Genomic DNA, 20,865 nt, shown 5'->3' on the forward strand with positions numbered 1-20,865 from the left:
CGACGCGGACCGCTGCTGAGGGGCCCGGTCCCGCGCGCCGTTCTCTCCGGCGCCCCCTGTGTGAAGGCACCCGTGCTCGACACGACGCTTCACGGAGCCCTTCGCATGCCGTCTTCCCATGGCCCTCTGCCCTCTGCTGAACCTTCTTCCGATTCCTCTGCTTCTTCCCCCTCTCCCCTTTCTCCCGGTGAGCGGCCGGCCCTGGTGGTCGTCGGGGGTGGGCCGAGGGCGACCGGGCTGATCGAGCGGATCGCCGCCAACGCGGGGGAGTCGTACACGGGCTCCGGGTTCGACCTTCATGTGGTCGATCCGTATCCGCCGGGGGCCGGGCGGATCTGGCGGGACGATCAGTCGCCGTTGTTGTGGATGAACTCGCAGGCCGAGGACGTCACGATGTTCACCGACGAGACGGTGCGGATGGACGGGCCGGTGCGGGAGGGGCCCACCTTGCGCGAGTGGGCCGGACTCGACGGGCGGGTCTTTCCGGAACGGCGGGTGCAGGGCGCCTATCTGCGGTGGGTGTACGAGCGGGCCGTGGCCTCACTGCCCGAGGGGGTCGCCGTCCGGCACCATCCGTACAGGGCGCTGCGGGTCGAAGGGGCGCGCGAGGGGCGTCAGCGGGTGTGGCTGGAAGGGCGTCCGCGTCCGCTGCTCGCCGATGCCGTGGTGCTCGCGCTCGGGCACATGGACGCCGAACTAGACGACGAGCAGGCCGCGTTGGCCGAGTACGCCCGCGCCCATGGGCTGGTCCATCTGCCGCCGGACTTCACCGCCGACAGCGATCTGTCGTCCCTCGCACCCGGGGAACCCGTGCTCGTACGGGGGTTCGGGCTGGCCTTCGTCGATCTCATGGTGCTGCTCACGGAAGGGCGGGGCGGGGTCTACGAAGGGGACTTCGAGGGGGGTGGTGAGCTGACGTATCGGCCTTCCGGGCGGGAGCCGGTGCTGTACGTCGGGTCGCGGCGTGGGGTGCCGTATCACTCGAAGATCGGGTACGGGCTGGTGGGGGAGCGGCCGCCGTTGCCTCGGTTCTTCGGGCCCGTGGAGGTCGGGGAACTGCTGGCCAGGGAGGGCGGGTTCGACTTTCGGCGGGATGTGTGGCCGCTGGTGGAGAAGGAGTTGGGGTTCGCGCACTATCACCGGTTGTTCGGTGCGCATCCCGAGCGGACGGCCATGGCCTGGGCGGACTTCGAGGAGAAGTACGCGGTGGTGGGGGATGCCGGGGAACGGGCGGTGCTGGTGGCGTCGGCTGTGCCGGACCCGGCGGACCGGCTCGATCTCGACTCGCTGGACCGGCCGTTGGAGGGGGTGCGGTATGCCTCGTTCGACTATTTCCAGGAGGGGCTTCGGGGGTATGTGGAGGCCGATCTGGCTCGTCGTCATGATCCGGCGTTCAGCGCGGACCTGGGGGTCTTCTTCGGGTTGCTGTCCGTGTACGGGCAGCTGATGCGGCTGGGGGGCGTCGGGGGGTGGTGGCACGGGTTCTTCAGCTTTCTCGCCTCCGGGCCGCCCGGACCTCGGCTGCGGCAGTTGCTGGCGTTGTCGCGGGCGGGCGTGGTGAGGTTCGTCGGGGCGGACATGGAGGTGGCCGCCGAGGGTGGGGTGTTCCGGGCGTCGAGTTCCAGCGTGCCCGGGGGGTCGGTGGCGGCGAGGGCGCTGGTGGAGGCGCGGTTGCCGGAGCCGACGGTGGGGCGGGGGCGGGAAGAGGTGCTGCGCGGGCTGTTCGCCGAGGGGAGCGCGGTCGAGAGCGGGGAGGGGCTGCTCGCCGTCGATCCGGGGGACGGGCGGGTGCTCGATCGGGGTGGGCGGGGGCATCCTCGGCGGTTCGCGCTGGGGCCGTTCACCGATGCGCGGGCGCCGGGGGCGTTCACCCGGCCACGGACCGGGGGGCCGGCGTTTCGGCAGAACGACGCGACCGCGCGGGCCGTGCTGGCCGTTTTGGGAGGGGGGTGACCACCCTGCCGTTCGCCGGCCGTTCCGTAGAGCGAATTCCGGACACCTCCGAGGTGGTGGCCTCGGCCCCGGGTGAGGGGCCCGGTGGGGTGCTTTGCGGGGCGTTGTCGTGGAAGACGGTTCTGGGTGGGGGTGGTGATCGGTGCTCCAGGGGCGGAGGAATGCCGGTTCGTGGTCCGGGGGCCTCGGTGCGGGAGACGCCGGCTGGGGGAGCCATCCAGTACGAACGTCAGTTCCCCGGCGGCGGGCGGGTTCGGGCGGGGAGTGGGAGGCGGCCCCGAATGGGCGCCCCGGTGACCCCTTCGAGTGATGCTCAGGATTCACACAGAACCCCCACATAGCCACTGGTGGGCCCAATGGGCGCAGTCCGCACGCCAGTTGGAATTCGTGCGGCCGAAAGGCACTCTTGCGGGGATCGGCGGTGCGGCCGAATACTTCCCGGCAGCGCCTTGTCAGGGGCACGGCGTGTCCGGAATCCGGAGCCTTGCCCCTGATTCGTCGCCTCACGGGCCCCGACCCCACGCGGGCCCCCGACTTCCCCGTAGGAGGGAACGAACAGTGAGGATCACGCGCACCACCCCCCGCAGTGGCATAGCGAGACGGACCCGGCTGATCGCCGTGGCCGCCGGACTCGTGGCCGCAGCCGCCGTCACGGTCCCTACCGCCAACGCGGCCGGCACCCAGACCTTCAGCGCCGCCGAACTGAAGAGCGCCAGCTCGTCGGTGCTCGCGGCCGATGTCCCGGGCACCGCCTGGGCGATCGACCCGGCGACGAGCAAGGTCGTGGTCACCGTCGACAGCACCGTCTCCGCCGCGGAGCTCGCGAAGATCGAGGAGGCCGCCGGTGACAACGCCGACGCCCTGACGATCAAGCGGACCCCGGGCAAGTTCAATAAGTTGATCAAGGGCGGCGACGCCATCTATGCGAGTAGCTGGCGCTGCTCCCTCGGCTTCAACGTCCGCAGTGGTAGCACTTATTACTTCGTGACCGCCGGTCACTGCACCGATGGTGCCGGCACCTGGTACTCCAACTCCGGCCGTACGACGGTCCTCGGTCCGACCGCCGGGTCGAGCTTCCCGACCAACGACTACGGTCTTGTGCGTTACAGCAACACGACCATCGCCAAGGACGGCACCGCCGGCAGCGTGGACATCACCAGCGCCGCCACCCCGAGCGTGGGCACCAACGTCATCCGTACCGGCTCCACCACCGGTACCCACACCGGACGGGTGACCGCCCTCAACGCGACCGTGAACTACGGCGGCGGTGACATCGTCTACGGCATGATCCAGACCACGGTCTGCGCCGAGCCCGGCGACTCCGGTGGCCCGCTCTACGGCAGCAACGGTGTGGCGTACGGTCTCACCTCCGGCGGCAGCGGCAACTGCACCTCGGGTGGTACGACCTTCTTCCAGCCGGTCACCGAGGCGCTGAGCGCCTACGGCGTCGCCGTCTACTAGGACGACCGACGGGAGCCGGTGCTCTTCCCCCCGGCATCCGCTCCCGAAACGCCGGTCGCAGCCGGCAGCAGAAGAGCCCCCGCACGGATGGCGTGCGGGGGCTCGCCCTTGTCCGTTCGGCGGAGTTACCGTCGAGATGCGTGCAGGCGCGCGCCAGGGGCGCGTGGCGTGCTCGTGAGTACTCCCTCTCATACGCCCACTTCGGACCCTGGGGGCCGTGATGGTCGAGGAGCTGGTGACGGCCGGAGTGGCCCTCGCGTCGGTCGGCGCGGCCTATGTGATGGCGGCGGCGCGGGTCGTGAAGCAGTACGAGCGGGGGGTGGTGTTCCGGCTCGGGCGGCTGCGGTCGGATGTGCGCGGGCCCGGGTTCACGATGATCCTGCCCTTCGTCGACCGGCTCCAGAAGGTCAATATGCAGATCGTGACGATGCCGGTGCCGGCCCAGGAGGGCATCACCCGGGACAACGTCACGGTCCGCGTGGACGCCGTCGTCTACTTCAAGGTGACCTCGGCCGCCGATGCCGTCGTGCGGGTGGAGGACTACCGGTTCGCCGTCTCGCAGATGGCGCAGACCTCGCTCAGGTCCATCATCGGCAAGAGCGAGCTGGACGATCTGCTCTCCAACCGGGAGAAGCTCAACCAGGGGCTGGAGCTGATGATCGACAGCCCGGCGGTGGAGTGGGGCGTCACCATCGACCGGGTCGAGATCAAGGACGTCTCCCTGCCCGAGACCATGAAGCGGTCCATGGCCCGGCAGGCCGAGGCCGACCGTGAGCGGCGGGCGCGGGTCATCAACGCCGACGCCGAACTGCAGGCGTCCAAGAAGCTCGCCGAGGCGGCCAAGGAGATGTCCGAGACCCCGGCCGCCCTCCAACTCCGCCTCCTGCAGACCGTGGTCGCCGTGGCCGCCGAGAAGAACTCCACGCTCGTCCTGCCGTTCCCGGTGGAGCTGCTGCGCTTCCTGGAGAGGGCGCAGGCGGGGCCGCCGCCGACGGCTGCGGAGGCGGCGCGGCAGATGGCGGCCACGGGTCTGCCGCAGCAGTTGGCCGAGGGGGTTCGGCGGGCCGCCTCCGGTGAGTCCCCGGCGCCTTCGAGCGATGCTCCGCAGCCGTCCGAGGGCGATCGGTAATCGATGCGGGAGCAACTTCCGACGCACGGGCCCCGCTGGAATCCGGACCCCGAATGGTCGGGTTTCGGACAGGACTAGACCTCACCCGCTGCTCAAGGGGTCGTTGCGTCGCGTGTTTGCAGTGGGAATTCAGATGGTGCGTTACCGGACGGTAATGGCATAGGGGGCGTGCGCCCTCGTTGTGCGCACGGCCTGAAGTCGACCTTGTGTGTGCCCCGCGCGCCTCGGAATAGTGGGCGCCGAAAGTTGGCATGGACGCGGCGCTTTTGTTGTGTGCCGCCTCCATTTCCGTACGCCTTCCGGTCGACGAGGGTCCCCACAACCCTCCCGGCCGACCCCCCACAGGAGGACGTGAGTTGAAGCACCGACGCATACCCAGGCGCCGTGCCGTCATGACCGGAGCGGGCATCACCGCCCTGGTCGCCGCGGGAGTGACCTTCCAGACTGCGAACGCGAGCGAGACCGCCCCGACCCCCGAGCCGAAGGCGCTCTCCGTCACGGCGGCCGGAAAGCTCGCCCTGACTCTCGACGCCGACCTCGGCGCCGACGCCGCGGGAACGTACTACGACGCGAAGAGCAAGCTCCTCGTCGTCAACGTGCTCGACGAGGCCGCCGCCGAGACCGTCGAGAAGGCCGGCGCCAAGGCCCGGGTCGTCGAGAACTCCCTCGCCGAGCTGAAGAGCGCCCGCGGCACCCTCAGGGAGGACGCCACCATCCCCGGCACCTCCTGGGTCACCGATCCCACCACCAACAAGGTCGTCGTCACCGCCGACCGCACCGTCTCCAAGGCCGAGCTGGCCAGACTCACCGAGGTCGTCGACGGGCTCGGCGCCACGGCCGAACTGAGGCGCACCAAGGGCGAGTACAAGCCCTTCGTCGCGGGCGGCGACGCCATCACCGGCGGCGGTGGCCGCTGCTCCCTCGGCTTCAACGTCGTCAAGGACGGCGAGCCGTACTTCCTGACCGCCGGGCACTGCACCGAGTCCATCTCCACCTGGTCGGCCGGCGGCCAGGTCATCGGCGAGAACGAGGACTCCAGCTTCCCCGGTGACGACTACGGCCTGGTCAAGTACACCGCCGACGTCGACCACCCCAGCGAGGTCAACCTCTACGACGGCTCCACCCAGGCCATCAGCGGCGCCGCCGACGCCACCGTCGGGATGCGCGTCACCCGCAGCGGCTCCACCACCCAGGTCCACAGCGGCACGGTCACCGGCCTCGACGCCACCGTGAACTACGGCAACGGCGACATCGTCAACGGCCTCATCCAGACCGATGTCTGCGCCGAGCCCGGCGACAGCGGCGGCTCGCTCTTCTCGGGCTCCTCCGCCATCGGCCTCACCTCCGGCGGCAGTGGCGACTGCACCTCCGGCGGCGAGACCTTCTTCCAGCCCGTCACCGAGGCGCTGAGCGTCTACGGCGCCGAGATCGGCTGACCCTCCCGGTCGGATCTCCTCCTCAGGGCCGCCATCGCCACGGTGATGGCGGCCCCCGCCGCCGCCCAGGCCGCGAGGACCAGCAGCGAGCCGGTGATGTCGTTGCTCTCGAAGTACGCGATCGAACGGGCCGCCCAGACGCCCGCGCCCGGCGGCAGCGCCGGGCCTATCGCCTCCCAGAACGGTGGCAGCAGCGGCGGGGGCAGCGCGCCGCCCGCACTCGGATTGCCGGCGATCACCACCAGCAGGACGGCCACCCCGAATACCGGCGATCCCGAACACGCACTGGAGCGCCAGCGTGGCCGCGCCCACCGCGAACACCACCAGCGTCCCGAGCCCCCACAGCGCGGCCACGCTCCCCGGCAGGGCGCCCAGCACCGGACCGGCGATCACCGCGCCGCCGAGTCCGCCGAGGACGGAGAACAGCGCCAGCGCGCAGAGCCGGATCACCCCGCGCCTCAGGTTGGTGGGGCGTGCGCCCGCGCTCATCGCCAGCGCCGAGGCGCACAGATAGCCGCCCACGCACCAGCCCACGAGCAGATAGAAGGACGTCAGCCCGTTGGCGTCCCCCCGGTCGGCCGGGGCCACGTCCACCACCTCGACCGTGCGGCCCTCGCTCTGCTCCAGCGCGGCGGTGAGCGTGGCCAGCGCGTTGGAGAGGGAACGGCCGCTGCCGGAGGCCACCAACAGGATGTCCGCGGTGCTCGCCGGGTCGACCAGCAGGGCGCCGTCGATGTCCCGGTCCACGATCCGTTCGCGCGCCGTCGCCTCGTCGGCCACCGTACGCGGGTCCAGCGGCTCGCCCGGAAGCCCCGCCAGCCGCTCCACCGCCTGTGCGGCCACCGCCGGCCGGGGCGCGACCACGCCGAACGGCACGTTCCTGAGCGACGCACTGGATCTCGTCCACCGGGCGGCTGGCGAGGTAACGGACGTACAGGAGTTGCACGACAGGGCGGGCCGGTCGGCACGTAGCCGTCGGCGAGGTCTCGGCGTTTGGTGGAGCGGAAGGGGGAACGAATGCGCCGAGGTCGATCAGGCGGCGGGTGTTGACCGCCAGGGCGCGGCGCAGCCCTGCCAATTCGGGGGCAGCGGGAAGGTCGTCGCGGGCGGGGCACAGCAGGGCATGCGGCAGGCGGCACCAGTCGCTGCCGTCGCCCGCTGGATGAGCGACACCGCGGCTGACATGCCAGTGGCAGGTCGACGGCACCTTCTCGGCAGGCAGTTCGTCCGGGTGCAGGCGGATGTGTCGCTCGTTGGTGCGGTGGTACCACTCGATGCGGTTGCCGCAGTCCCGGCAGCGGTCGCTCTGGCCGCGCCGCAGCAGACGGCTGGCGCTGTCGCTGCTTACGCGGAGGGAGCGCCTTGCGTGGGCGTGGACGGGGCTGCCGTTCCGGCGGTGCGGGAAAGGGGGTGTGGAGCGCATGCGGGCGAACCTGCCAGCCAACACGCCGTTCGGCCGGTGTCGCTGCCGCAGGGTCCCCTGGACGGCCGTATCTGCTGGGACTGATTTTCGAGAGTGCGAGTGTGTGTTCGCTTCGGGTCATCAATTCGGGCGGTTGGTGAATCCCGTCCCGGAGCCGGTCAGCCGTCGGCTTTTGTATGTGGGGGGGCGTGTCCGCTGCACAGCGTGGAGAAGAAGTCGTCTAGCGGAGTGCTCAGAGCGTGCGCGAGGGCATGCCAGGTCTTCAGAGTGCCGATCGTGCGGCCCTGCTCGATCTCGATGAGGGTCCGTCTGGCGAGGCCGCTACGGGCAGCGAGTTCGTCATAGCTCCACCCTCGGGCCGCCCGCAGGCGCGCGAGCTCCTGGCGAAGCGCCTCGAAGTCCGGGTCGGGCGGAAAGATCGTCACCTGACCATCCGACGGGGCAGACACCTGCCCTGTCAGTGCAGACCTCTGCCCTATTTCCCCAGGTAGTAGCCCGGGCGAGAGGGCAGAGGTCTGCACTACCGTGTGCTGCCTCTCTCTGAGCGGACAACGGCGCGGGACGGGACTGGAAGGAAGGCGCCCTATGAGGCTCCGCACGACGTGTCCGACAGCGCGGCGTGCCTGGACTGTGGAGCTGCGGCCTGGATCCAGCGGGCCTCAGCTCGTATGCCAGCGGTGCGATCGCCGGAGCATACTGCTCACTGCCGTATCCGCACGCTCTGCGGTACTCGAGCATCTGGCCGGGCATGCCCGGCGCGACGTTCTGCCGTCTTACCTGTGCACCTGTCAGTGTCACGAACGGGGGTGTCGCTGGCACCCTCGGCACCGCGGCTGCGCCGGCCCGGTTCGCCTTCTCCTCGCCCGCGAGCGGGGTGGACGGCTTTGGCGACTTGCCGATGCCTGCACGGCCTGTGCGTCGGTGACGGTGCAGGCCGCCGTGGTTCCGGAAACCTTCCTGCGTACGGCTGCGGCGCTGTCGGACAGTGCCTCGCGGCGCCGCAAACGGTGGCTCAAAGGGCCGGGGGGTCAGACCCGGGTACGGGAGATGCTCAGCTACCTGGCCGCAACCCTGCCGAGCCACACCGGGGCTGCGGCCCGACTGCTTGCCGTGCAGTGTGCCCTGCGCATGAATGCCGACGGGCGGGTCCGGTTGCCGTTCGGGGTCCTGCGCAGTCTCCGCCTAGGTCGAGATCCGCTCCCGTGGAGTGAACTGGAGCAGGCGCGATGCCTTCGCAGAACACCAGCCCACCCGGAGAAAGGCTGCTGACTGGGCGCTGCGCATGGCGAGAGGCGGCGGTGTGGGTGCCGACGACCCGGCTCTGCGGCTGACTGTCCTCTGCCTTGCGGCGCACACGGATTTCTCGGTTGGTCATGGGTGTGTCGAAGCAGACCGGATTGCGCATGAGTGTGGGCTCGTTCCCGAGGCTTTGATCCCCGTGCTCGGCCGGTTGGCGGTGTCCCTCGCCTCCTGGAGCGTGGCTCTTGAGTCAGGAGATCTGTGCTGGGAACTGCCGACGGGCCGGTCTGGGGCTGTTCGTCTGCCCTGGGGTGCTGGGTGACTGAGCGGTACGGGGGTGGTTTCCCCAACTGCTCTGCCCCGTTGAGGAGATGGTGAGTGGTGTCTGTTTCCGGACGCGCTCACCTCGCCAGGGAATCGCTGACATGTTCGAATCCAGGTCGCTGACCGGTGCTGATGGGGTTAGAGTAATCGAACGAGCGTACGATGAAGATATCGGGCTTATGGCTGAAAAGGGGTGGAGTGATGGAGGTGCGGCATGACGGGCTTCGCCCATCTGCACGTCGCGTCCGGTTACTCCGTTCGCTACGGCGCAGCCCACCCCGACCACCTCGCCCGGCGGGCGGCCGAGCGAGGCATGGCGGCGCTCGCCCTCACTGACCGGGATACGGTCACTGGTGTCGTCCGGTTCGCGCATGCGTGTGCGAAAGACGGGGTGCGGCCGATCTTCGGTATTGACCTCGCGATGGAGGCTCTCGCGCCCGCGCCGCCCGCCCAGCGGCACCGTACTCCGGCGCGCGGCGGCGCGCATGTTGTCGAGCCGCCCCTGCGGTTCGTGCTGCTCGCCCAGGGCCGGGAGGGATGGGCGCGACTGTGCCGCATCACCTCGGCCGCCCACGTCGGCGCCGTGTCCGGTACGGCGCCGGTGGTGCCGTGGGAGGCGCTGCACGAGTACGGCGGCCCCGGCCTGACCGTGCTGCTCGGGCCGCTTTCGGAACCGGTGCGGGCGCTGTCGGTGGGTCGGGAGGACGTCGCGATGAAGCTGCTGGCGCCCTGGAAGGAGATCTTCGGGAGGGGCGTCCGGTTGGAAGTCGTTGCGCAGAAACGTTTCGGCATCGGTCCGGGATCCTTGCGTCTGGCCGCCCGCACCCTGGCACTGGCCGATCGCACCCGTACCACCGCGGTGCTCTCCAACGCCGTCCGCTACGCCGACCCCGACCAGCACCGCCTCGCCGACGTCCTGGACGCCGCACGACTACTGCGCCCCATCGACCGGCGTTACTTGGACACCGGACAGCGCTGGCTCAAGGACGAGAGAGGAATGGCGAGCGTGGCGCGGATGATCGCCGAGTGCGCGGGGACGGACGTTCGTCGGGCCCGGCGCCTGATGGCGGACACCGCTGCCACGGCGGCCGAGTGCACCGTCGACCCGGTAGCGGACCTCGGACTCGGTACGCGGCATTTTCCGGAGCCGTCGCTCTTCGGGGCTGAGTCGAGGGCGGGAGGAGCTGCCCAACTGCTGCGCAGGCAGTGCGAGGCCGGCCTGGTCCGACGCGGTCTCGACCGCGACCGGGCGGCGCTCGAACGGCTGGCCGAAGAGCTCAAAGTGATCTCCACGCTGTCCTGCGACTCGTACTTCCTCGCCGTCGGCCAGGTCGTGGCTGACATCCGAGCCAAGGGCATCAGGGTCGCGGCCCGGGGTTCGGGCGCCGGGTCGATGGTCTGTCACGCGCTGGGTATCGCCACGGCCAACCCGCTCGACCATCGTCTGCTGTTCGAACGCTTCCTGAGCGTGCGCCGGGCTTCGCTGCCCGACATCGACATCGACGTGGAGTCCGCCAGACGCCTGGAGTGCTACGACACGATCTTCGACCGGTTCGGGAAAGAGCGGGTCGCCGTCACCGCGATGCCCGAGACCTACCGGGCACGCCGGGCCCTGCGTGACACCGGTCTCGCCCTGGGGATTCCGCCGGCGGACGTCGACCGGATCGCCAAGAGCTTCCCGCACCTGCGGGCGTCCGACATCACCGGCGCACTCACCGAACTGCCCGAGTTGCAACAGCTGGCGGCCGAGGCGCACCGGTACGGCCCCCTGTGGGAGCTTGCCGAAGGCCTCGACTCCCTGGTCCACGGCATGGCCATGCACCCCTGCGGCGTGGTCATCAGCGATGCCTCCCTCCTGGACCGACTGCCGGTGCAGCCCACTCCTCAGGGTGACTACCCCATGGCCATGGCGGCGAAGGAGGAGATCGAGGCGCTGGGCAACATCAAACTGGATGTCCTGGGCGTCCGGATGTTGTCCTCAATGGCTCATACGATCACCGAGATCGAACGGGTGACCGGCAATCGCATCGATCTGGACGACCCGAAACAGGTGCCGCTCGACGACGTCTTCGCCTTCAAGCTGATTCAGGACAGTCGGACGCTGGGCCTGTTCCAACTGGAGTCGCCCGGCCAGCAGGACCTGCTGTCCCGGCTGCAGCCGCGCAATCCGCAGGACGTCATCGCCGACATCAGCCTCTTCCGCCCCGGGCCGGTCGCCGGAGGCATGCCCGAGCGGTACATCGCCGCCCGGCACGGGGGCACGCCGTCGTACGCGCACCCGGATCTGGAGCCGGTGCTCGCCGACACCTACGGCGTGACCATCTGGCACGAGCAGATCATCGAGACCCTGCGGGTGATGACCGGCTGCGACCGGGCCTTCGGGGAGATCACCCGACGGGCGCTCGGCGACAAGGAGCAACTGCCCAGGATCAAGGAGTGGTTCCACGAGCGGGCGGGCGCGCGTGGCTACAGCGCGGCCGTCCGGGACGAAGTCTGGAAGACCGTCGAGGCTTTCGGCGCCTATGGCTTCTGCCGGGCCCACGCGGTCGCCTTCGCGGTACCCGCTCTGCAAAGCGCCTGGCTCAAGGCGCACTACCCGGCGTTCCTGTTGGCCGGTCTACTCGAACACGACCCCGGTATGTGGCCCAAGCGCGTCCTGGTCTCCGATGCCCGCCGCGGCGGCGTACAGATCCTGCCCGTCGACATCAACCACTCCCAGGTGAAGCACACCGTGGAGAAGACCGACGGAGACCAGTGGGGCGTACGGCTCGCGCTGTCCGCAGTGCGAGGCATCAGCGAGGAGGAGTGCGCCCGGATCGAGGCGGGGCAACCGTACGGATCGCTGTCGGACTTCTGGCAGCGGGCCCACCCCAGCCGCCCTGTCGCCGAACGCCTCGCCGAGATCGGCGCCCTGGACTGTCTGCACGACAGCCGGCTCACCCGACGCGATCTCCTGCTCCAGATCGCAGAGTTGCATCGGCAGTCCCGTACCCGGTCCGCGCACGAGGGGCAACTGCCCATCGAAACAGGAGCAGTTGGTGGAACGGAGCCCAGCGGGCTGCCGGAGATGACCGGACGCGAGGCCCTGAGCGCCGAGTTGAGCACCCTCGGCATCGACGTCTCCAAACACCTGATGGAACACCACCACCGGCTGCTGCGTGAGATCGGCGCGACCGACGCCGCCCACCTGGCCGGGATGCGCGCCGGTCAGCAGGTCCTCGTCGCCGGGGTACGGGCGTCCACCCAGACCCCGCCGATCGCCAGCGGCAAGCGGATCATCTTCGTCACCCTGGAGGACGGCTCCGGCCTGGTCGACCTGGCCTTCTTCGAGGACTCCCACCCGGCCTGCGCCCACACCGTCTTCCACAGCGGCCTGCTGCTGGTACGCGGCACGGTCCAGGTGCGCGGCACCCGCCGTACCGTAGTCGGCACCATGGCCTGGGACCTCGACGAGATCGCCGCCGCCCGCCGCGACCACGGTCCGGAGGCCGCTCTCGTCCTCCTCGGCGAGACCCGCCCGCACCCGACCCCCGCCCAGCCGCACCGCACTCTGATCAACGGCACTACCGGCGCGCGCCTGCACCCCTATGCTGACCTCCAGCCTGCCGGCACCCGCTCCGCCGACTTGAAGAAGTTCGGACACCGCAGCCCGGGGAGCGCAGGATGACCACGCGCCAGCGGCACATCGCCCACCTCCACTTGCACGCAGCACTGACCGAGGATCAGTACACCGACGTCATCGAACTGATGTACGGTGTCACACCCCATGTCCAGGCCGTCCCGCCCAATGCCGTCCAGCTCGATCTGACGTCGGCGCTCCGCTACTTCGAGCTGTCCCCCTATGACGTCGTCCAGTTGGCGAAGATCCGACTGAAGGCGCTGTACGGCATCGACAGCAGCGCCGGTCTCGCCAACAACCGCATGCTGGCCGCCATGGCCACCGACGCGTCCGCGCCCGGCGAGACCACCTGGGTCCCGGCCGGGCAGGCGGCCGACTGGCTGTATCCGCGGCCGGTCACCGCGCTGCCCGGGATCGGCCGCACCACATCGGAGACGCTCAGCAAGTACGGCCTGCACACCATCGGCCAGATCGTCGACCTGCCCGCCGGAACCCTGCAGCGACTGCTCGGCGCAGGTCCCGCCCGTCTGCTGGCCGAGCGCGCCCGCGGACATGACCCCCGTCCGGTCACACCGTCGGAACCGGCGGCACATCTGGTCGCCGACCTGGCCTTGGAGCGGGACTGCCTCGACCCGGCGCAGCAGCACCGAGCAGTCCTGGGACTCGCCGACCAGATCGGCCAACGCCTGCGCAAGGAACGCCAGGTCGCCGGCCGCACCACCCTCACCGTGCGGTACGCCGACCGCAGCTCCACCACGCGCACGCGTACGCTGCCGGAACCCACCAACCACTCACCCGCACTCGCGGCAGCCAGCCTGGGTCTGTTGGCCTCCCTCGGACTACAGCGAGCGCGCGTCCGCGCCTTCTCGATCCGCGCCGACGACCTGCTGTCGGCCGACAGCGTCTACCGCCAGCTCTCCCTGGACCCCAAAGACGCCCGCATCCGTGCCGCCGAAGCCGCCGCCGACCGCGCTCGCCGCCGCTTCGGACCGGAGGCTGTCCGCCCAGCCGCTCTGGCTGATTGATCGCTTTCGCCGAGAACTCGGCGTATAGTCCGACCCGCTGTGATCAGCGAGAGGGTCGCTCGGCCCTCCGCGCACCGTTGAGGAAGATCGCCACGGCGGCCTCAGTGGCTTCCTCGGGGGTCATCACGTCGTCGACCGTCAACCGGAGCGCGCGTTCCACCATCGCGGAGAACATCGCGAACACCGCGTCACCGCGCAGGTCGTCGCGCAGCACCTCCTCACGGATGCCGCGGTCGATGGCCTCGCGGACGGGCTTGACGGTGCGCTCCATGTGGGCGGGGTCGCAGTACTCGTCGGCCTGTCTGATCACCGCCGCGTATTTGGCGCCTTCCCGCAGGAAGATGGCGACGATCCGGGCGATGGCCCGGTCGGCGGGAAGGTCGTCGAGGTGGGCGGCGTCGAACGCTTCCATGAGCTCGGTGATCCCGGTCTGCGCCACGGCTCGCAGTAGTGACTCCCGCGTCGGGAAGTGCCGGTACAGCGTCGCGCGTCCCACGCCGGCCTCCTCCGCGATCTCTGTCATCCCCGCGTCCGTCCGTCGGCCCAGCACCCGCGCGGCGGCGTCGAGGATCGCCGCCCGGGTTCGCCGCACTCCACCATCTGATTTGACCACTCCGTTATGTTAACGCCTCATAACGAGACATGCATGTCTCGTTATGAGGTACGCTCCGCTCATGACTACCCGAGAGCTCGGGCGCACCGGCGTCCGCATCTCCCCGATAGGTCTTGGCTCCGCGCAGTTCTCCGGGGGAGGTGCCGGCACGTTCTGGCCGGCGCTGCCGCAGCCCCAGGTCGACGCGATCGTCAAGGCGGCTCTGGACGGCGGCATCACCTGGTTCGACTCGGCCGAGATGTACGGCAAGGGCGCATCGGAGCGCAGTCTCAGCGTCGCGCTCACCCGAGCGGGGACGGAACCCGGCGGCGTCACCGTCTCCACCAAGTGGAGTCCGTTCGGCAGGACCGCACGCAGCGTCGAACGCACCATCGGTGAACGCATCGCGAACCTGGCGCCCTTCCCCATCGACCTGCACCAGATCCACGCCCCCTATGGCAGCCTGTCGTCGATCGGAACCCAGGCGCGGGCCATGGCGCACTTGGTCGAAGCAGGCAAGATCCGCACTGTCGGCGTCAGCAACTTCTCCGCCCGGCAGATGGAGACCGCCCACGAGGAACTGGCCAAGCACGGCGTCACGTTGGCGAGCAACCAGGTTCAGATCAACCTGCTGCACCGCAAGATCGAGACCAACGGTGTCCTGGAGACCGCCCGCCGCCTCGGCGTCACGCTGATCGCGTACGCTCCCCTGCGCAGCGGCATGCTGACCGGCAAACTCCACGCCGACCGTACGCTGGTCGCACAACTTCCCCGCCAGCGCAGGCTGTTGACCGGCATCTCCGACAAGAGCCTGGACCGCACGGCCCCTTTGATCGAGGAACTCCGTACCATCGCCGACACGCACGGGGCGACCGTCGGCCAGGTGGCGCTCGCGTGGCTGATCGCCTACTACGGCGACACCGTCGTCGCCACACCAGGAGCCTCCAAGCCGCATCACGCCGAGGAGGCCGCCGGGGCGATGAAGATCGCCCTGAGCGGTGAGGAGACCCGGCGTCTCGCCGAGTTGTCGACCGAAGCCACCCGCTGATCACGGCTTCTTTCGCGCGTGGTGATCGGGCCGGACCCCGTCCCATCCCGAACGTGGAGCCCGTTCCATGTCCACTCTCGCCCGCTGGTGTTACCGCCACCGGCTCGTCGTCGTCCTGCTCTGGCTGGGCATGCTCGTCGGTCTCGGCGTCGCGTCGCAGAGCGCCGGAAGTGCCTACAACAACAGCTTCTCGCTGCCGAACACCGAGTCCGCCCGCGCCCTGAACCTGCTCAAGTCGGCTTTCCCCACCCAGGCGGGCGACACGGACACCGTCGTCTGGCATGTCGAGACCGGCTCCGTCCGTGACGGCGCGACAAGGACGCGGATGACCGGCACCCTGGACAAGATCTCCAAGTTGCCCGAGGTCAGCGCCGTCACCAGCCCCTACGACAAGCTGGGCGCGGCCCGGATCAGCAAGGACGGCCGTACCGCCTACGCCCATGTCACCTTCGCCAAGGCCGCACAGGAACTCGACAAGTCGGACATCAACCGGGTGATCGACACCGCCCAGGCGGCCAGGACCGACGGCCTGAAGGTCGAACTCGGCGGCCAGGCGATCCAGAACACCGAACAGGCACCGCCGGCCACCAGTGAACTGGTCGGCGTGCTCGCCGCCGCCGTGGTGCTGTTCCTCGCCTTCGGCTCGCTGTTCGCCATGGTGTTGCCCATCCTGACCGCGATCGCCGGAGTCGGCACCGCCGTCCTCGCCACCGGCCTGCTCAGCCATGCCATGAGCATGGGTGACGTCGCCCCGACCCTGTCCGCCCTGATCGGCCTCGGTGTGGGCATCGACTACGCCCTGTTCATCGTCACCCGGCACCGTAAGGGCCTGCTGGCAGGGCTCGACGTCCCGGAATCCCTCACCAAGGCGGTGAACACCTCGGGACGTGCCGTTCTGTTCGCCGGCGCCACCGTCTGCATCGCCCTGCTCGGCATGTTCGTCCTGCGGGTCAACTTCCGCACCAGAGTGCTCGGCCGGCGGACCCGGCGTCGGCTGGCCGCGGGCGAGCCCTTGGCCGAGAACACCGCATCCGGCCCTTGGGCCCGCTGGGCCGCTCTGGTGCAGCGGCGCCCGAGGGCACTGTCCCTGGTCGCCCCGGTGGTGACGGCCGCCCTCAGCATCCCCGTGTTGTCCCTGCGCCTGGGATCGTCCGACGCGGGCAACAACCCGTCGTCCAGCACCAGCCGTCAGGCGTACGACCTGCTGGCCGACGGGTTCGGCCCCGGCTTCAACGGACCGCTGCAACTGGTCGCCCAGGCCCCCACGGCCGCTGACAAGGCCGCCCTGAGAAGGTGCACATCGGCGGCCAGACCGCGATATTCGACGACTTCGCGGCCGTACTCACCGGCAAGCTGCCGGAGTTCATCGCGGTCATCGTCGTCCTCGGCGGGCTGCTGCTGATGCTCGCCTTCCGCAGCCTCCTCATCCCGGCCACCGGCGCGGTGATGAACTTGCTGGCCGCAGGAGCCTCCTTCGGCGTGCTGATCGCGATTTTCCAGTGGGGCTGGGGTTCGGAGGCCCTCGGGCTCGGCACATCAGGTCCGGTGGACGCCTTCATCCCCGTGATCATGATCTCGATCCTGTTCGGCCTGTCCATGGACTATCAGGTGTTCCTGGTCAGCCGGATGCACGAGGAGTGGGTGCACACCAAGGACAACGCCCGAGCCGTCCGGGTCGGCCAGGCGGAGACCGCCCGGGTCATCACCGCTGCCGCCGCCATCATGATCTGCGTCTTCGTCGCCTTCGTCTTCGGCGGCCAGCGCGTGATCGCCGAGTTCGGCATCGGCCTGTCCGCCGCGGTCGCCCTGGACGCCTTCATCCTGCGCACCATCCTGGTCCCGGCCGCCATGCACGTCTTCGGCAAGGCCAACTGGGTGGCTGCCGGCCTGGCTGGAGCGCACCATGCCCCACCTCTCCGTCGAACCGCCGGACGAACCCCTTCCGGCACCGGCGCCGGAAGGTCCTGCCCCGCAGCCGGAGCCGTCCGCCCGCTCCTGAGCGAACGTTGAGGCTGTCGCAGAGGCCGGTGCACCGTCGCGCCGGCTGGTGGGAGACCTCGGTTTCACTGGCCCAGTATCTCGACGGCGATCTTGTGTGCCGCGGTGGCTGCCGGAAAGCCCGCGTATCCGGTCGCGTGGTAGATCACTTCTTCGAGTTCCTCGCGGGTGAGGCCGTTCTGGAGGGCGATCGCGAAGTGGACCTTCAGTTCCTCGGCGGATCCGAGTGCGATCAGGATGCCGAGGGTCAGCAGACTGCGTGAGCGCCGGTCGAGACCCTCCCGGGTCCACAGCCGCCCGAACACGTTCACCAGCGCCAGTTCCGGCAGCTCACTGCCGAAGGAGCCCTCGGGGAGGCCCGTTTCCACGTCCACCACGGTCGTCGGGATCATCTCCCGGACCACCCGAATACCCTTCTCACGGTCGTCCGTCGTCAACCCGATCGCCTCTCGCTGCTGAGCCCCACGGAGTGCCCACAAGTGCTCGGGCAGCACGCACGGAACGGCTGGAATTGATGCCGACGGCCGCAGTCACCACGCCGTCCTTTCCGTAGAGTGCCACCAGTCTGCGCTCGTCCAGGCTGCCCTCAATGACGGCGAAGTGGTCCGCTCCGCGCGGCAGTCCGTAGATCTGGATCTTGCGGTCGTACTGGTCGGACCAGATGTAGGGCACGGGGGCGAAGGACTCGGGCTTGCCCTTGCTGAGGATGTTGCGGGCCACGAGCACGCCCTGTTCGGCGGCGTTGGTGCGGTGCTCGATACGGAGCCTGCCCCAGCGCGGGTGCACCCAGGAGGCGACGTCGCCTGCCGCCCACGCGTCCGGTGCGGCCTGGCAGTGCTCGTCGCACACCACGCCGTTGCCGGTCTCGATGCCGCTGCCGGCCAGCCACTCGGTGTTCGGCAGGCACCCGATCGAAAGGAGGATCGTGTCGGCTTCGATGACCCGGCCGTCGACGAGCCGGACTCCGGTGGCGCGACCGCCGGAAGTGACCACGTCCCGCACCGCCATGCCGGTGATGATCTCGACGCCGTGCTCCCGATGCATCTCGATCAGCAGGGAGCCGAGCTGTGGCCCGAGTACATCGGACAGCGGCGCCGCGATGTCGGAGACGAGGGTGACTTCGGCGCCCGCCTGTCGCGCCACGGCTGCAGCCTCGGCCCCCAGGAAACCGGCCCCGACGATGACCAGCCGCGGTCTGTTGGCCAGTTCCTTACTCAGCGCGAGCGCGTCCGGCAGGGTCCGCAGTACATGCACTCCGGGGATGCCGTCGGTGCCGGGCAGGCGCCGCGGCCGGACCCCCGTCGTGATCACCAGGTGGTCGTAGGGCAGCCGCGAGCCGTCGTCCAGGGTCACGGACCGGGCGCGCACATCCACGCCGGTTGCCCGGATGCCGAGGCGGAGGTCCAGCTCCAGGGCCGCGAACGCCGCGCCGTCGCGCAACATGACACGTTCCTCCGGCCATGCCCCCGACAGCACCTCCTTCGACAGCGGCGGTCGATCGTAGGGCAGCGCGTCCTCGTCACCGATCAGGGTGATCCGGCCGCCGCAGCCATGGCGCCGCAGCGTCTCGGCCACCGTCAGCCCGGCGGCCGAGGCGCCGACGATGACGACATTCACCGCTGTCCACCGAGGCTGCTGCCGCCATCGACGGCGAGCACGACACCGGTGATGTACGCCGCGTCGTCCGAGGCCAGGAACAGGGCCGCGTTGGCAACGTCCCAGCTGGTGCCCTGGCGACCCATGGGAGTCATGGCGGCGCGCTGGGCCGCCACGTCCTGCCGGGAGGCCCCGGTCGCGCGGGCGACCTGGTCGACCCCCATGGGCGTGTCCATCATGCCGGGAGCGATGGCGTTGACGCGGACGCCGTGCGGCGCGTACTCCTGGGCGAGCGAGCGGGTCATGGAGTTCACGGCGGCCTTGGAGGTGGCGTAGGCGATCGCCATGCCGCCCGCCATGAGACTGGCCATGGAGGAGATGTTGACCACCGCGCCGCTGCGCTGCTCGCGCAGGTGCGGCAGGACGTACTTGCAGGTCAGCCACATGCCGGTGAGGTTCACCTCGAAGCCGGTACGCCACTGCTCGGCGGTCAGCCGCTCGGTCGGGCCTGCCGGGACGATGCCGACGTTGTTGTGCAGGATGTCGATACGGCCGAACGCGGCGAGCGCGGCCTCGGGGATGCCGCGACAGTCGTCCTCGGAGGTGATGTCGGCCTGGTGGGCGCGCGCCTGCCCACCCTCCTCGCGCACCAGTTTCGCCGTCTGCTCGGCGGAGTCCGCATCCCGGTCGACCACCAGGACCCGGGCGCCCTCGCGGGCGTAGGTCAGGCACGACGCGCGGCCGTTGCCCATCGTCTCGCCCTCGGTCTGACCGCCGCCGACCACGATCGCGACCCGGCCGGCCAGCTTGCCGCTCACCACGTCACCGGCAGCTCGTGCAGGCCGTAGACGATGTGCGTGTCCCGGAAGCGCAGCTCCTCCTCCGGCACCGCCAGCCTCAGCTCCGGCAGCCGCTGGAACAGGCGCGGCAACGCCGTCTGCAGCTCGACGCGGGCGAGGTTCTGCCCGAGGCACTGGTGCACCCCGTGCCCGAAGGCCATGTGCCGTCGGCCGGGCCTGGTGACGTCCAGTTCCTCTGGCGATTCGAACACCGCGGGGTCCCGGTTCGCCGCCGCGAGGGAGCAGATGATGCCCTCGCCGGCCTTGATCAGCTGGCCGCCGACCTCGATGTCCTCATGGGCGAACCGGCGCGGCTCGGTCTGCACGATGGTCCAGTACCGCAGCATCTCCTCCGCGCACGTCGCCGCGTAGGCGTCCGGGTCGGACAGCAGCTTCTCCCGCTGTGCCGGGTTCTGGATCAGGGCCAGCACGCTGAGGCCGAGCATGTTCGCCGTGGTCTCGTGTCCCGCGCCGATCACGAGCAGGCCGAGTCCCACGGCCTTGTCGAAGGTCAGCTCACCGGTGGGGACGTGCTCGTTGACGAGTCTGCTGAGCAACCGGTCGTCGGGCTGCTCCTGCTTGAGCCGGGCATGTCGGGCGAGTACCTCGAACATCTCGCGCATCGCCGCGAACGTCTCCTCGGGAGCCGACTCCATGTCGGTCGCCAGGTGAGCGGCGCGCGTCACGAGCGGGCTGTCCGCGAGGTCGACACCGAGCAACTCGCAGATCGCCACGGTCGGGATCGGCAGCGCGAAGTGCTTGACCAGATCGACCGGCCGGGGCTGCTCCAGGAGCGCGTCGATCGTCTCGTCCACCAGCTGCTCGATGCGTGGCCGCCACCGCTCGACCCGCTTCACCGTGAAGTCCGGGTTGAGGATGCGCCGGATCGGCAGGTGCTCCTCGCCGTCCTTGCGGAAGAAGATGTCCCCCTGCATCTGCGGCTGGGCCGCGTCGGTGTTGGGGAACGCGGGGTCGGTCACGTCGGCGCCCACCCGCGGGTCCTGCAGCACCTGCTGCACCTGGTCATGGCCGGCGACCAGCCACGGTGTGCTGCCGTCCCATATCGTGCCGCGGCGCGGACGCCCGGACTCGCGGGTGTCGGTGTAGAACGCCGGAGGGGCGTACGGGCACTGGCGCGGCGCCGGAAGCTGCGGGGCCTTGTCGATCTGTGTCACGGCGGCTC

13 protein-coding genes and 3 pseudogenes are annotated in these 20,865 nt (G+C 69.9%); 8 read left to right on the forward strand and 8 right to left on the reverse strand.

What is annotated here, in order from left to right:
* Window positions 1-204: 204 nt before the first annotated feature.
* The 4 genes from ACWD4G_RS00280 to ACWD4G_RS00295 all read left to right on the forward strand — a co-directional run bounded on the left by ACWD4G_RS00280 (window position 205) and on the right by ACWD4G_RS00295 (window position 5,979).
* Window positions 205-1,953, forward strand: coding sequence for an FAD/NAD(P)-binding protein (locus ACWD4G_RS00280; RefSeq protein WP_451289786.1), 1,749 nt, complete (start codon window positions 205-207; stop codon window positions 1,951-1,953).
* 558 nt (window positions 1,954-2,511) lie between these two features.
* A complete protein-coding gene (locus ACWD4G_RS00285) occupies window positions 2,512-3,414 on the forward strand; it encodes a S1 family peptidase (protein ID WP_451289788.1) in 903 nt (300 codons plus the stop codon).
* 220 nt (window positions 3,415-3,634) lie between these two features.
* On the forward strand, window positions 3,635-4,543 hold the full coding sequence (locus tag ACWD4G_RS00290) for a slipin family protein (RefSeq protein WP_451290267.1): 909 nt from the start codon (window positions 3,635-3,637) through the stop codon (window positions 4,541-4,543).
* A gap of 356 nt (window positions 4,544-4,899) precedes the next feature.
* The gene (locus ACWD4G_RS00295; protein ID WP_451289789.1) at window positions 4,900-5,979 is read left to right on the forward strand and encodes a S1 family peptidase; all 1,080 of its coding nucleotides are present in this window, start codon (window positions 4,900-4,902) and stop codon (window positions 5,977-5,979) included.
* Here ACWD4G_RS00295 and ACWD4G_RS00300 read toward each other — a convergent pair.
* The 3 genes and pseudogenes from ACWD4G_RS00300 to ACWD4G_RS00310 all read right to left on the reverse strand — a co-directional run.
* A pseudogene (locus tag ACWD4G_RS00300) lies at window positions 5,958-6,864 on the reverse strand (DUF3533 domain-containing protein); the annotation flags it as partial. The gene ACWD4G_RS00295 and the pseudogene ACWD4G_RS00300 sit on opposite strands and share 22 nt — an antisense overlap.
* Before the next feature lie 154 nt (window positions 6,865-7,018).
* Window positions 7,019-7,402 (reverse strand): annotated as a pseudogene (locus tag ACWD4G_RS00305) (DUF6083 domain-containing protein); the annotation flags it as partial.
* Window positions 7,403-7,560: 158 nt separating this feature from the next.
* Entirely contained in the window at window positions 7,561-7,827 is a 267-nt protein-coding gene (locus ACWD4G_RS00310; protein ID WP_451289790.1) for a helix-turn-helix transcriptional regulator, read from the reverse strand.
* Window positions 7,828-9,179: 1,352 nt separating this feature from the next.
* Between ACWD4G_RS00310 and ACWD4G_RS00315 the strand changes: the two genes are divergently transcribed.
* A complete protein-coding gene (locus ACWD4G_RS00315; RefSeq protein WP_451289791.1) occupies window positions 9,180-12,632 on the forward strand; it encodes a DNA polymerase III subunit alpha in 3,453 nt (1,150 codons plus the stop codon).
* Entirely contained in the window at window positions 12,629-13,609 is a 981-nt protein-coding gene (locus ACWD4G_RS00320; RefSeq protein WP_451289792.1) for a DNA polymerase Y family protein, read from the forward strand. Before ACWD4G_RS00315 ends, ACWD4G_RS00320 begins: the two co-directional genes overlap by 4 nt.
* 43 nt (window positions 13,610-13,652) lie before the next feature.
* Here the strand turns inward: ACWD4G_RS00320 and ACWD4G_RS00325 are convergent, their stop codons facing one another.
* Window positions 13,653-14,201: a TetR/AcrR family transcriptional regulator gene (locus ACWD4G_RS00325; RefSeq protein ID WP_451289793.1), complete on the reverse strand. Its 549-nt coding sequence runs from the start codon at window positions 14,199-14,201 to the stop codon at window positions 13,653-13,655.
* Window positions 14,202-14,283: 82 nt separating this feature from the next.
* Here ACWD4G_RS00325 and ACWD4G_RS00330 point away from each other — a divergent pair, with 82 nt between their 5' ends.
* Both ACWD4G_RS00330 and ACWD4G_RS00335 read left to right on the forward strand, forming a co-directional pair.
* The gene (locus tag ACWD4G_RS00330; protein WP_451289794.1) at window positions 14,284-15,249 is read left to right on the forward strand and encodes an aldo/keto reductase; all 966 of its coding nucleotides are present in this window, start codon (window positions 14,284-14,286) and stop codon (window positions 15,247-15,249) included.
* 67 nt (window positions 15,250-15,316) lie between these two features.
* Window positions 15,317-17,248 (forward strand): annotated as a pseudogene (locus ACWD4G_RS00335) (MMPL family transporter).
* 64 nt (window positions 17,249-17,312) lie between these two features.
* Here the strand turns inward: ACWD4G_RS00335 and ACWD4G_RS00340 are convergent.
* From ACWD4G_RS00340 to ACWD4G_RS00355, 4 genes are read right to left on the reverse strand one after another with little or no spacing between them, the layout of a single operon-like run.
* Window positions 17,313-17,639: a carboxymuconolactone decarboxylase family protein gene (locus ACWD4G_RS00340; RefSeq protein ID WP_451289795.1), complete on the reverse strand. Its 327-nt coding sequence runs from the start codon at window positions 17,637-17,639 to the stop codon at window positions 17,313-17,315.
* Window positions 17,640-17,664: 25 nt separating this feature from the next.
* Window positions 17,665-18,864 (reverse strand): NAD(P)/FAD-dependent oxidoreductase, encoded by a 1,200-nt coding sequence (locus ACWD4G_RS00345; protein WP_451289797.1) that lies wholly within the window; start codon window positions 18,862-18,864, stop codon window positions 17,665-17,667.
* Complete coding sequence (locus ACWD4G_RS00350) at window positions 18,861-19,661, reverse strand: SDR family NAD(P)-dependent oxidoreductase (protein ID WP_451289798.1); 801 nt, start codon at window positions 19,659-19,661, stop codon at window positions 18,861-18,863. The genes ACWD4G_RS00345 and ACWD4G_RS00350 overlap by 4 nt, the downstream gene beginning before the upstream one ends.
* Complete coding sequence (locus tag ACWD4G_RS00355) at window positions 19,658-20,857, reverse strand: cytochrome P450 (RefSeq protein WP_451289799.1); 1,200 nt, start codon at window positions 20,855-20,857, stop codon at window positions 19,658-19,660. Before ACWD4G_RS00355 ends, ACWD4G_RS00350 begins: the two co-directional genes overlap by 4 nt.
* Window positions 20,858-20,865 lie beyond the last annotated feature (8 nt).

It is taken from the genome of Streptomyces sp. NPDC002643 (assembly GCF_053592555.1).